This is a genomic window from Stenotrophomonas sp. Ste86 (assembly GCF_024519465.1).
Classification (GTDB): Bacteria; Pseudomonadota; Gammaproteobacteria; order Xanthomonadales; family Xanthomonadaceae; genus Stenotrophomonas.
On the sequence record NZ_JALJRW010000007.1, the window covers coordinates 159,552 to 172,360 of the forward strand.

Consider the following 12,809-nt stretch of genomic DNA (forward strand, 5'->3'; position numbering starts at 1 on the left):
AGAGCCGCGTTGCGGAGGGGTGAACCGCCGCGCGCCGCGGCGGCGCCGCAGTCATTCCAGTGCGTAACGCAGCACGAACAACCCGGCTACCAGCCACACCGCCGGATGCACCTCGCGCCAGCGACCGGTGCCGGCCTTGAGCACCGCATAGGCGATGAAGCCGAAGGCCAGGCCGTTGGCGATGGAGTAGGTGAACGGCATCGCCAGCGCACACAGGGCGGCCGGCACCGATTCGGTCAGGTCGTTCCATTCCACGTCGACCAGCTCGCGCAGCATCAGCCCGGCCACGAACAACAGGGCTGGGGCAGTCGCGTAACCGGGCACCATCGCCGCCAGTGGCGAGAACAGCAACGCGGCCAGGAAGAGCGCGGCCACCACCAGTGCGGTCAGCCCGGTGCGGCCACCGGCCTGCACGCCCGAGGCGCTTTCGGCAAAGGCGGTGGTGCTGCTGGTGCCGAGCAGCGAGCCGGCCACGATCGCGGTGCTGTCGGCCAGCAATGCGCGGCCGAAACGCTTCTGCGCGCCCGGCAGCTTGAGCAGGCCCGCACGTCCCACCACGCCATACAGCGTGCCGGTGGCATCGAACACTTCCACCAGCACGAACACCAGCACCACCTGCAGCAGCACCGCGATGGGCGCGCCGCCGTCGTGATGCAGCAGGCCGGGCAGGTCCAGTTGCAGGAAGGTCGGGGCCAGGCTCGGCGGCAGCGAGATCAGCCCGTGGAACTGCACGTCACCGAGCAGCCAGGCCGCGCCGGTCACCGCCAGGATGCCGATCAGGATCGCACCGCGCACCTTGCGTGCTTCCAGGATCGCGATCAGCAGGAAGCCGGCCAGCGCCAGCAGCGGGGGTGCCGTATTGAGCGGGCCGAGTGCCACCAGGGTGTCGGTGTTGGCGATGATCACGCCGGACTTCTGCAGCGCGATGATCGCCAGGAACAGGCCGATACCGGCCACGATCGCCGCGCGCAGCGAGGCGGGAATGCCCGCCACCAACCACGCGCGCACGCCGGTCAGCGACAGCAGCAGGAACACCAGTCCGGAAATGAAGACCGCCGCCAAGGCCTGCTGCCACGGCAGCCCGGCGGCACCTACGACGGTGAAGGCGAAGAACGCATTCAAGCCCATGCCCGGGGCCATGCCGACCGGGAAGTTGGCGGCAAACGCCATCACCAGCGAGCCCAGCGCGGCGGCCAGACAGGTGGCGACGAACACCGCACCGGGATCCATGCCGGTGGTGGCCAGGATGTCCGGGTTGACGAAGACGATGTAGGACATCGTCAGGAAGGTGGTCAGGCCGGCCAGCAGTTCGGTGCGCACGGTGGTGCCGTGCTGCTGCAGCTGGAACAGGCGCTCGGGGAGGGACATGGGGGAATCTCGTGACGATAAGGCGTCATAACCAACGGTCGTGACCTACCGGAAAGCAAACGGCCGCGCAGTGCGCGCCTGTGTCATGACCAACGGTCATGACCTACCCAAATGCAAACGGCCGCGCAGTGCGCGGCCGTTTCTCGTTCCGTTACTTCAGCGCCTTGAAGCGCAGGCGCTTGGGCGCGGCGTCGTCGCCCATGCGGCGGCGCTTGTCTTCTTCGTACTCGCGGTAGTTGCCTTGGAAGAACTCCACGTGCGAGTCGCCTTCGAAGGCCAGGATGTGGGTCGCGATGCGATCCAGGAACCAGCGGTCATGCGAAATGACGAAGGTGTTGCCCGGGAACTCCAGCAGCGCATCTTCCAGCGCACGCAGGGTTTCGATGTCCAGATCGTTGGACGGTTCATCGAGCAGCAGCACGTTGCCACCCTGCAGCAGGGTCTTGGCCATGTGCAGGCGGCCACGCTCACCACCGGACAGCGAACCGACCAGCTTCTGCTGGTCCTGGCCCTTGAAGTTGAAGCGGCCGATGTAGGCGCGCGACTGGATCTCCACGCCATTGATGTTGAGGATGTCCAGGCCGCCGGCGATTTCCTGGAAGACGTTGTGGTTGCCCTCCAGCGCGTCGCGGCTCTGGTCCACATAGGACAGCTTCACGGTCGGGCCGACCACGATCTCGCCGGTATCGGGCTTTTCCTGGCCGGTGATCATCTTGAACAGGGTCGACTTACCGGCACCGTTGGGGCCGATGATGCCCACGATCGCGCCACCGGGCACCAGGAAGTTCAGGTCGTCGAACAGCAGGCGATCGCCGAACTTCTTGGAGACGTTCTTGAATTCCATCACCGCATTGCCCAGGCGCTCGCCCGGCGGGATGAAGATTTCATTGGTCTCGTTGCGCTTCTGGTAATCCACCGACTGCAGTTCTTCCAGGCGGGCCAGACGGGCCTTGCCCTTGGTACGGCCGCCCTTGGCATTCTGGCGCGACCATTCCAGTTCCTTCTGGATCGCCTTCTGGCGGGACTTTTCCTGGTTGTCTTCCTGTCGCAGGCGGTCGTCCTTCTGGGTCAGCCAGTCGGTGTAGTTGCCCTTCCACGGAATGCCGCGGCCGCGGTCCAGTTCCAGGATCCACTCGGCGGCGTTGTCCAGGAAGTAGCGATCATGGGTGACGGCCACGACGGTGCCGGTGTAGCGCGCCAGGAACTGTTCCAGCCATTCCACGGACTCGGCGTCCAGATGGTTGGTCGGTTCGTCGAGCAGCAGCATGTCCGGCTTCTGCAGCAGCAGGCGGCACAGCGCCACGCGGCGCTTTTCACCGCCGGACAGGGTGCCCACGACGGCCTCCCACGGCGGCAGGCGCAGGGCATCGGCCGCCACGTCCAGCTGGTTTTCCAGGGTGTGCGCATCGCCGGCGGCCAGGATCGCCTCCAGGCGCTCCTGTTCCTTGGCCAGCTTGTCGAAGTCGGCGCCTTCCTCGGCATAGGCCAGGTAGACGGCGTCCAGCTGGGCCTGGGCCTGCAGCACTTCGCCGACGCCTTCCTCGACCGCTTCACGCACGGTCTTGGTCGGGTCCAGCTCCGGTTCCTGGGCCAGGTAACCGACCTTGATGCCGGCCTGCGGGCGAGCTTCGCCCTCGAAGTCGGTGTCCACGCCGGCCATGATCTTCAGCACCGTGGACTTGCCGGAGCCGTTCAGGCCCAGCAGGCCGATCTTGGCACCCGGGAAGAACGACAGCGAGATGTCCTTGATGATCTGCCGCTTGGGCGGGACCACCTTGCTGACGCGGTTCATGGTGTAGATGTATTGCGAGGACATGAGGTCTCCGAAGGCGCAACCCTGCGCCCGTTCCGAGCGGAACAGGAACAGATGGATAAAAGGGGTACCCCCGATTATAGCCGGAAGCGATGACAGCCGCCGGTGGCCCCATGGGGCGGGGCTTGCCGCCGCCTGAATGGGCGGTCAAACGGCATGAACTGGAAACCGTTTCCAGCCGGAGACCGTTCAGATGACCTGCGCATGATGGAGCCATCAATCCACCAAGCGAGGCCAATCATGAGCATCAATCGATTTGTGGTCGGGGCCGTCGCCTCGCTGCTTGCCCTGGGTGCAGTGGCCCCGGCCTTCGCCGACGACGACCATCGTGGCCGTGGGCATGACCGCCACGACCGTCATGACGATCGCCGTTACGACCGTCATGACCGTCATGACCGTCATGATCGCCGCGACTGGCGCGATGACCGCCGCGAGGCGCGGCATGATCGCCGCTACTACGACAACCGCGGCCACTACCGCCCGGCGCCGCCGCCGCCGCGCGTGGTCTATCGTCCGGGACCCGGTCGCGGCTATGGGTGGGCGCGCGGTCACCGCTACAACGAGTACTACCGTGGCCCGGTCTACGTGGTCAACGACTACAACCGCTACTCGGTCCGTCGCCCGCCGTATGGCCACCACTGGATCCGCGATGACCGCGGCAACCTGCTGCTGGTCGCCATCGCTACCGGCATCATCGCCGACTACGTGATCAACAGCCGATAAGCCGGCAGGTTTTGGCACCCCATGCGGCGCCCTTCGGGGCGCCGTATGTCGTTCTGGTATCGCGTGGCATGGCTTGGAAAAGGTTCTTCTTCGATGCGCTTTTCGTGCGCGTGCATGCGCGTGGCGTGCGTTGAACGTTTTCAGACGCGGCCGTCGGTGAGTCGGGCGCTGGGCCCCCATGCCCTTTCCGGCGAATGTCCCCGGTGTCGGCCTGCGGCCGCCTCCTCCTTTGTTTCTTCGGCATCCTGCGACTTGCCGAGCATGGCTCGGCACTACCGGCCTCCTCCAAGGGCATGGGGGCCCAGCGCCCGACCCACCGAACAGCGCCAGATAAGCCTGGCCTCTACCTGCGCACCGCAAGCCGAGCCCCGTAGCGGCCGTTAGGCTCCTGGGCAAAATAAAGGAGGAGGCCGCAACGCGGCCGGGGACATTTGCGCCAGGGGCCTACCGGCCGCTACGGGGCCCTCACGCGCGCGACACTCCCGATCGGAGACGCCACCAGATCCACAGGGCGCCTGGACTGCCGGAGCATCCAAAGCCGCGCACCCTCGGCTGCGGTCCCTGGAACGCGACACTCCCTGCATTAAAAAAAAGAACAAAAAAAAGGCGCGCCCGCAGGCGCGCCCTTCCCTGGCTGCGCCGGCCATTGGCCGGCACACCCGCTTCCCGCTCACGTCAGAAGCCGACCGACCAGTCCAGCTGGGCACCAATGTCGCGCTGGCCATCCCCATCGCGCCCCTGCACCTGCAGCGACACGCGGCTGTTGGCGGTCGGGCTGACCGCCACCCCGAGCTGGGCCAGCACACTGCTGCGTGCCAGCGGTGCACCGGTGATGGCGAAGTCCTGCGTGCCTGCCACGAAGCGGGCGGTCGCGGTCGGCAGGCGGTCGCCGTCGGCGTACTGCCAGCCCACGCGTGCAGTCAGCACGGCCTTGTCCTGCAGGCCACCGCTGATGTCCCAGTCGGCCTTCAACGCTGCCAGACCGGTACGGTAACGGCTATCGGAAGAGGCGATCCGCAGCGCGCTATGGCCACCGTGTTCCTGGCTGCCATCGCTTTCCAGACGCACCTGGGCCAGCTCGATTTCCGGCGTCAGCTGCAAACGCGGTCCGCCGAACGTCCAACCGGCACGCACGAAAGCAGTAGTGGCAGTGGCATCTTCGCGGGCCGACAGCGTCTCGGCGAACGTCGTGCCGATCTGGGCCGTGCGGGTGCTGTCGGTGCGGTAGTCCGCGCGGGTCACCCCGCCGCGCAGGCGCAGCCCCAGCCAGCCATAGTCGGCGTAGACGCCGTACTCGGTCGCATCGGTCCCGGCGCGTGCGTCGCGCTCGCGCAGGCGGGTGTCCAGCTGCTGCTGGCCGGCGGCCACGCCGAGCTCCAGCGACTCGCCCACCTGCCAACCGGCACCGGCCATCAGCCCGTGCTGCTGCGCGCGCGTGCCGACATTGGCGGCAGTGGCGTCAGTGCGCCGTTGCCCGCCATTGCCGGCCAGCCACACGCGCACGCCCGGTGCGATGCCGCCGCTGATCGCGCGGCCATCCAGGTGGCGGTCGATGCCGTCGTGCAGGAAGCGGTTCTGCAGCAGCGTGCCGCGGTTGGCCGCATGCACTTCACCGCTGAGGCTGTCGAAGGCCGGCACCACCTGCGGCACTTCCAGGCGCACCACTGCGTCATAGACCGCGTTGCCGGTACCCAGCGCTTCCACGGCGCCGGCCACCGCCTTCTGGTTGTCGTTGACCACCACGTCCGGGAACGTCAGCTGCACGTCCGGCATCGATACGTCGTTGCGCGCCATCGTCAGGTAGACGTTGTTGGCGTCGTAAGCCAAGCTCGGATCGAGGAAGGCGAAGTTGCTGCTCACCCCGGCGAAGGTGCCCTGCACGCCGTCACCGGCGCTCAACACGGTGTAGCGTGTGGACACCTTCCAGTCGCCGGCCGCAGCCACCGCCACGGTGCCCGCACCACCCAGCGTGGCCACGCCCGCCACGTCCACGCGGTCGCTGCTGCCGTCGGCGGCGACATCGACGCGATAGGTCGCGCTCGGGTCGAACACCAGATCGCCGGTAACCGTCAGCCGGCCCACGCCCATGTTCGGGCCCGGGTCCAGCGTGCTGCCCGAGCGCAGGTGCACGTTGCCCACCCGGCCACTGCCGGCCAGGTACGCCGCGTTGTCCAGGTTCACCTGGCCGCCGAGCGCGCCGTCCACCATCAGGCGGCCGCCATCCACCACCGTTGTGCCGGCGAAGGCACTGCTGTCCCCGCTCAGGGTCAGCCAATGGCGCCCCTGCGCGAAGGTGCCGGTGCCGCTCAGTTGCCCGGCGTACTGCAGCACGCGGGTGGTGTCGATCTGGAACGTGCCGGCACTGCCGATGGCGATGTTGCCGGTGGGCAGGGCATTGCCGGTGGCCAGCACGCGGCCGTCGTCAATGCGGGTGGCGCCGCTGTAGGCGCTGCCCGCCATCACCAGCTCGCCGCCATCGGTCTTGACCAGCACGCCACCGGCGCTGGCACGCACGTTGCCGGCCAACGTGGCACGGCTGCCGGTGCCGACGGACACGGCCACTTCGCCGCGCAGCTGCACGCTGTTGTCCAGCGCCACCGCATCACCCAGTTCCAGTCGCGTGGCATCGTCCAGGGTCACCAGGCCGGTGCCCAGCGCCTTGCTGCCATAGACCGCCAGGGTCCCCGCATCGACCACCGTGCCGCCGCTCCAGCCACTGCTGTCCACGCTCATGGTGAGGCTGCCGGCCCCGGTCTTGCGCAGCTGGCCGTTGCCACTGACGGCACGCTGCATGAGCACATTGTTGACCGTCTCCATGGTCGAATCGGCTGCCAGCAGCACGTTGCTGTCCACGCGCAGCACGTTGTTGGCACGCAGCGTGCCGCCGCCCAGTTCGAGGGTGCCGGTGCCATTGCCGGTGGTGATGCTGGCCGGCAGTGCGCCGCCGACTGCGAGCACCGCCTGCGGGCCGACTACCAGGGTGCCGACGCCCAACGCGTTGCTGCCCAGCAGGATGTTGCCGCGCACGGTTGCCGTGGCGCCATCGGCGATATCCACGCGTCCCCAGCCATTCACGCCAATCCGCAGCGACGCGGCGTCCAGGCGCGAGCCCGTGCCGGTCACCGAGGCGGTGCCGACGCCGCTGGCGGCCAGGCCGAACGTGGTGGCGTCCAGGCTGACCGCGCCGCCGTTGGAGACGTCGATCGCACCGATGCCCGCGTTGCCGATCACCGCGACGCTGCCGGTCTGGACAAAGCGCGCGTCGGTGCCGGAGACCCGCAGGTCGCCGCGCGAGCGGTCGCTCGCCGAGCGCGCCTGGTTGCCGATGTACAACGCGCCGCGCACTTCTACGCTGGCACCGTCCTCGACCTTCACCGTGCCTTTACCGAGCTGGCCGATGTAGAGCACGTCGGTGTTCACCCACCGGCTGCCGGTGCCGGAGATCTCGGCCAGGCCCACGCCGGTATCGGTGTTGCCGACGTAGCCGGCGAGGCTGGTCATCTGCGCCCCATCGAGGATGCGCACCGTGCCGTTGCCCTGGTTGCCCAGCAGCAGGTTGCGATCGGTGCGGAACAGCGACTGCGCGCCGCTGACGTTGACCGTGCCCACGCCGCTGATGGCGGCGCCGATGTAGGAATCCAGGCCGATCGACAGCGTGCCGCCGTTGTCGATGTCGACCAGGCCCCGGCCGAGATGGCCGACGCCGAGGGTGGTGAGCGAGGTCCAGGTCGACCCCGCACCGGAGATCAGCACCCGCCCGTCGGCGGTGGCGGCGGTGCCGCCGTCACCGGTGCCGACGAAGATGGTCCCCGAGGTCAGCGTGCCGCCGGCCAGGACCGACAGGTCGCCCCGGCTGGCATAGCCGACGTGGAGGTGGTCGGTTTCCTCGCCAGGCTGGGACACCACCGCCGTGCGGCTGCCGTCGATATAGGCGGCCACCGAGCCGGCGGTGGGTTCACCGAATTCCCAGTTGCCGCCCGTGCCCCAGTCGTTGTTGATCGAGGCGCGCCACTCGTTCCAGCCGTTGACGCCGGCCAGCGCGGCCGGGGCCATGCAGGCCAGCGCGATGCCGGTGACCAGCGGTGCCAGGCGCGGCGCGCGGCGCGCACTGCGCGCGCCTGCACGGCCGCCGCCACGGGCGAATTCGGATACCACCTGCACGCACTTGAGCGCGTGGTTGAAGACCACGCGGTAAACATGATTCACAGCCAACCCCTGTTTTGATCTGAATCGGCGGTATCGGCCGTCGGCTGAACGACTTTAGGGTTTGAAATCGATTAATCTGGATAATTCAAGGAACGGCGTCGCATATCCCGTGTTTGCCCTGTACCTGCCCGACAGTCAGGCGGCCGGTCGACCGGCACGGGCCAGTCATGGGCGACCGGGCTTACAATCAACGGCTTGTCGTTTCTCTCATCCAGCCTGGAGTAACCGATGTTCCCGCGTGACGTCCGCATCGAAACCTACGATCCCGAACTGGCCAAGGCCATCGCCGCCGAAACCCAGCGCCAGGAAGACCACGTCGAGCTGATCGCCAGCGAGAACTACACCAGCCCGGCGGTGATGGAAGCCCAGGGCAGCCAGCTGACCAACAAGTACGCCGAAGGCTATCCGGGCAAGCGCTACTACGGTGGCTGCGAATACGTGGACATCGCCGAGCAGCTGGCCATCGACCGCCTCAAGCAGCTGTTCGATGCCGACTACGCCAACGTCCAGCCGCACAGCGGTTCGCAGGCCAACCAGGCGGTGTATTTCGCGCTGCTGCAGCCGGGCGACACCATCCTGGGCATGTCGCTGGCCCACGGCGGTCACCTCACCCACGGTGCCAAGGTCAATGCCTCGGGCAAGCTGTTCAACGCCGTGCAGTACGGCGTGGACGAGGCCGGCCTGATCGACTATGACGAGGTCGAGCGCCTGGCCGTCGAGCACAAGCCGAAGATGGTTGTCGCCGGTTTCTCGGCCTATTCGCAGGTGGTGGACTGGGCGCGCTTCCGCGCCATCGCCGACAAGGTCGGTGCCTACCTGTTCGTGGACATGGCCCACGTGGCCGGCCTGGTCGCCGCCGGCGTCTACCCGAGCCCGCTGCCGCACGCCCACGTGGTCACCTCGACCACCCACAAGACCCTGCGCGGTCCGCGGGGCGGCATCATCATCGCCAAGGGTGCCAGCGAAGAGCTGCAGAAGAAGCTGCAGTCGATCGTGTTCCCGGGCATCCAGGGCGGCCCGCTGATGCACGTCATCGCCGGCAAGGCCGTGGCGTTCAAGGAAGCGCTGGAGCCGGGCTTCAAGGCCTACCAGCAGCAGGTGGTCAAGAACGCCCAGGCGATGGCCAACACGCTCATCGCGCGTGGCTACAAGATCGTCTCCGGTGGCACCCAGAATCACCTGATGCTGGTGGACATGATCGGCAAGGACGTGTCCGGCAAGGATGCGGAAGCTGCCCTCGGCCAGGCCCACATCACCGTCAACAAGAACTCGGTGCCCAACGACCCGCGCTCGCCGTTCGTGACCTCGGGCCTGCGCCTGGGCACCCCGGCCGTCACCACCCGTGGCTATCTCGAGCAGGACTGCGTGGACCTGGCCAACTGGATCGCCGACGTGCTCGACGCCCCGGCCGATGCGGCGGTGATTGCCCGCGTCCGCGACGCGGTCAGCGCGCAGTGCCGCAAGTACCCGGTTTACGGCTGAGGATGGACGAGGGCCGCCAGCGTCGTCGATACGCGCTGGTGGCGGGTCTATGGGGTGTTCCCGGTGCTGGCTGCGCTGGCGCCGGTGCAACGCTGCTGGTCGGCACTGCCGCATGGGAAGGCGCGCGGTGGCCTGCGCTGCTTGGGCTGGCCTGCTGGCTGGCCCTGATCGCTTGGGCCGTGCTGAGCTGGCGCTACCTGCGGCGAGGTCGCGAGGGCCTGCGCGCGGGTCGGTGGCCGTTCTGGGACCGGTCGCTGTGGGCACTGCTCATCCTGGGCCTGATCGCCGCAGGCTGCATGCTCGCGATGTCGGGCCTGCTCGTGCTTGGTGGCCTGATGAATCGGGAACCAGGCATGATCGCGACCGGCGCCATCCTGCTGTTGTTTGGCCCGGCGCTGATGTGGCCAGTCACCCTGCTGCTGCAGGCACGTGCTGGATACTGACGCTCACAGCCAAGAGGCCCCGATGCCGACCGTCGACGATGTTCGCCACCAACGCCTCTACCTTGCCCAAGCGCTGGTGTTGGGCGTGCCCGCGGTGTTGGCCGGCGGTGGGCTGGCGATCCTGGCGATCTGGGCGTTTTTCACCCGACGCACCTATATGGGGGCCAGTGAAGGCCCGCTCCTGCTGATCTGGAGCGTGGCTGGCCTGTGCGGGCTGCTGGCCTGGCTATGGCTGAGTGGCGTGTACCTGCGGCGCGGGCGCAGCGGTCTGCGGCATGCCGGCGCGCTGGCGTGGGCTGGTCTGGGCCTGGGCATGCTTGGCGCGCTCGGGGTAGCCGGTTTCATTGCATTCGCCCTCGTCAACGGCAGCCCGTGGCAGGTGCTCGGTTACCTGGTGTTCGGCCCGCTGCTGCTCTTTCCCAGTGCGCACCTGGTGTGGCTCGCACGAGGGCAGATGCGCTGAGCGCATGCACCGAGAACATTTCTGCGGTGAGGGAGCCTCGATACGCGATCGGTGGATCGACGTGTGAAGACCGGCGACTGGCGCATCTGGCGTGATCCAGGCGCAGGCTGCAGCCGAGGGCAGGGCCTCCAGCACTTGATATTTGCTGTCGGCAGGCCTTCTCAGGTACCGTTGCGACGCTGCCGTGACCACGGCATGACGTTTTCCTGATGCAAGGCGTTCCATGTACTGTCCGTTCTGCCAGCATGCCGATACCCGTGTGATCGATTCGCGCGTCTCTGAAGACGGGGCGACGATCCGGCGTCGGCGTGAGTGCGAGGCCTGCAGTGAACGCTTCAGCACCCTGGAAACCATTGAACTGAAGCTGCCGGCGATCGTCAAGAGCGACGGCAGCCGTGAAGCGTTCGATGCGCGCAAGGTGCGCAGCGGCTTCGACCGCGCGCTGCAGAAGCGGCCGGTGCCTGAAGACAAGATCGAGCTGGCGGTGCGCGCGGTGATGCAGCAGGCGCGGATCTGCGGCGAACGTGAAATCCCCTCGATCAAGGTCGGCGAGTTCGTGATGAACGAACTGCGCAAGCTCGACCATGTCGGCTACGTGCGCTTTGCTTCGGTGTACCGCAGCTTCGAAGACGTGGCCGATTTCCGCGAAGAAATCGAGAAGCTCGAACGTGAGCTTCCTTCCAGCACCGAACAGCTGCAGCTGCTCGGCGATGTGATCGCGCTGACCAAGAAGAAAAAGGGCTGAGCCCGGCCGCATCGCGGCCAGCATCGCTGGGCTACCATCGGCGCTGAACACCTGCTGCCGATGACTGCCGCCATGACCGACTTCTCCGCCCTCGACCACCTGCACATGGCGCGCGCGCTGCGTCTGGCCGAACGTGCCGCGTACACCGCACGGCCCAATCCGATGGTCGGCTGCGTGATCGCACAGGGCCAGGACGTGGTGGGCGAAGGCTGGCACCAGCGCACCGGCGGGCCGCATGCGGAAGTCTTCGCCCTGCGCCAGGCCGGCGAACGCGCCCGCGGCGCCACTGCCTACGTCACCCTGGAACCCTGCGCGCACCATGGCCGCACCCCGCCGTGTGCGCTGGCGTTGATCGACGCCGGCGTCAGCCGCGTGGTCGCGGCGATGCGTGATCCGTTTCCGAAGGTGGATGGCGGCGGCTTCGTGCTGCTGCGCGAAGCCGGCATCGCGGTGGTTGAAGGGCTGATGGGCGTGCAGGCGCGCGAACTCAATCGCGGCTTCCTGTCGCGCATCGAGCGCGGTCGGCCGTGGCTTCGGGTGAAGCTGGCCGCGAGCCTGGATGGGCGTACCGCGATGGCCGACGGCCGTTCCAAGTGGATCACCGGCGCGGCCGCGCGCGAGGATGTGCAGCACTGGCGCGCGCGTGCCGGCGCCATCCTCACCGGGGCCGACACGGTTCTGGCCGACGACCCGATGCTGACCGTGCGGCTGGCCGACACCGAGGTGTTGCCGCCGCTGCGCGTGGTGCTCGATACGCGGTTGCGCTCGCTGGAATGCGCCCGCGTGCGCGAGGGTGGGGCGCCGACGCTGTACCTGCACGATGCCTCGGTGAGCGCGCCGGACGCCGCCGATGCCGAGTTTGCCAGCGTGCCCAGCCGCGACGACCGCCTGGACCTGGGCGCAGTACTGCGCCTGCTCGCCGAGCGTGGCATCAATGAAGTGCACACCGAAACCGGTGCCACCCTGGCCGGCGCGTTGCTGGCCGGTGGCTGGGTCGATGAGGTGCTGCTGTACCAGGCGCCCACGCTGCTGGGTGAGCACGGCTTGCCGCTGCTGTCTGGGCTGGGCATCCATGCGATGGACCAGCAGCGCCGGTTGCGCATGGTGGATCAGCGTCAGGTGGGCGAGGACCTGCGGTTGCTGCTGCGGGTGTGATCGGTGCGCGTGGGTCGGTTTGGGTGGGGGCCGGCCGCCGTCGGTGGGTCGGGCGCTGGGGCCCCATGCCCTTTCCGGCGAATGTCCTCCGGCCGCGGGGCGGCCTCCCCCTTTATTTCGCCTCCAAGGGCATGGGGCCCCAGCGCCCGACCCACCGACAAAAGCCTGGCTCCCGCTTGTGCACCGCAGCCGCTACGGGGCCCTCACGCGCGCGACCAGCCCGAACGAAGCCCCCATGGATTCACACCGTGCCAAGACCACACGACCACACGGTCACACGCGTATCGCGCGACGCGATCTGCCAAGTCCAATGGAACAGGACGCTCCCCTCCAGTGTGAGGAGAGCCCAAAAAAAAGGTTCTTCACCCAACTCCGGGGAAGGCCGCCCGGATCTTCAGGAAGAAGTACGCG

9 protein-coding genes are annotated in these 12,809 nt (G+C 67.8%); 6 read left to right on the plus strand and 3 right to left on the minus strand.

Translation table 11 applies throughout. The annotated features are described in order from the left end of the window. Positions 1 to 51: 51 nt before the first annotated feature. Together NR101_RS09320 and ettA are read right to left on the minus strand one after the other, a co-directional pair. Positions 52 to 1,368, minus strand: coding sequence for an NCS2 family permease (locus tag NR101_RS09320; protein ID WP_256775386.1), 1,317 nt, complete (start codon positions 1,366 to 1,368; stop codon positions 52 to 54). 151 nt (positions 1,369 to 1,519) lie between these two features. Continuing rightward, positions 1,520 to 3,184, minus strand: a complete 1,665-nt coding sequence (gene ettA, locus NR101_RS09325) for an energy-dependent translational throttle protein EttA (RefSeq protein WP_256775387.1) — start codon at positions 3,182 to 3,184, stop codon at positions 1,520 to 1,522. Between the two features lie 237 nt (positions 3,185 to 3,421). Here ettA and NR101_RS09330 point away from each other — a divergent pair, with 237 nt between their 5' ends. Next, positions 3,422 to 3,904, plus strand: coding sequence for an RcnB family protein (locus tag NR101_RS09330; protein ID WP_256775388.1), 483 nt, complete (start codon positions 3,422 to 3,424; stop codon positions 3,902 to 3,904). 675 nt (positions 3,905 to 4,579) lie between these two features. Here NR101_RS09330 and NR101_RS09335 read toward each other — a convergent pair. After that, positions 4,580 to 8,110 (minus strand): autotransporter domain-containing protein, encoded by a 3,531-nt coding sequence (locus tag NR101_RS09335; RefSeq protein WP_256775389.1) that lies wholly within the window; start codon positions 8,108 to 8,110, stop codon positions 4,580 to 4,582. 228 nt (positions 8,111 to 8,338) lie between these two features. On the opposite strand from NR101_RS09335, the gene glyA reads away from it, so the two are divergent. From glyA to ribD, 5 genes are all read left to right on the plus strand, one after another. Further along, positions 8,339 to 9,592 carry a serine hydroxymethyltransferase gene (glyA, locus tag NR101_RS09340; protein WP_256775390.1) on the plus strand — a complete coding sequence of 418 codons (1,254 nt, stop codon included), beginning with the start codon at positions 8,339 to 8,341 and terminating at the stop codon, positions 9,590 to 9,592. A 2-nt stretch (positions 9,593 to 9,594) separates the two neighbouring features. Further along, positions 9,595 to 10,035: a hypothetical protein gene (locus NR101_RS09345; RefSeq protein WP_256775391.1), complete on the plus strand. Its 441-nt coding sequence runs from the start codon at positions 9,595 to 9,597 to the stop codon at positions 10,033 to 10,035. A gap of 22 nt (positions 10,036 to 10,057) precedes the next feature. After that, a complete protein-coding gene (locus NR101_RS09350; protein ID WP_256775392.1) occupies positions 10,058 to 10,498 on the plus strand; it encodes a hypothetical protein in 441 nt (146 codons plus the stop codon). 223 nt (positions 10,499 to 10,721) lie between these two features. Next, on the plus strand, positions 10,722 to 11,243 hold the full coding sequence (gene nrdR / locus NR101_RS09355; protein ID WP_256775393.1) for a transcriptional regulator NrdR: 522 nt from the start codon (positions 10,722 to 10,724) through the stop codon (positions 11,241 to 11,243). Between the two features lie 72 nt (positions 11,244 to 11,315). Then, a complete protein-coding gene (gene ribD / locus NR101_RS09360) occupies positions 11,316 to 12,398 on the plus strand; it encodes a bifunctional diaminohydroxyphosphoribosylaminopyrimidine deaminase/5-amino-6-(5-phosphoribosylamino)uracil reductase RibD (RefSeq protein WP_256775394.1) in 1,083 nt (360 codons plus the stop codon). Positions 12,399 to 12,809 lie beyond the last annotated feature (411 nt).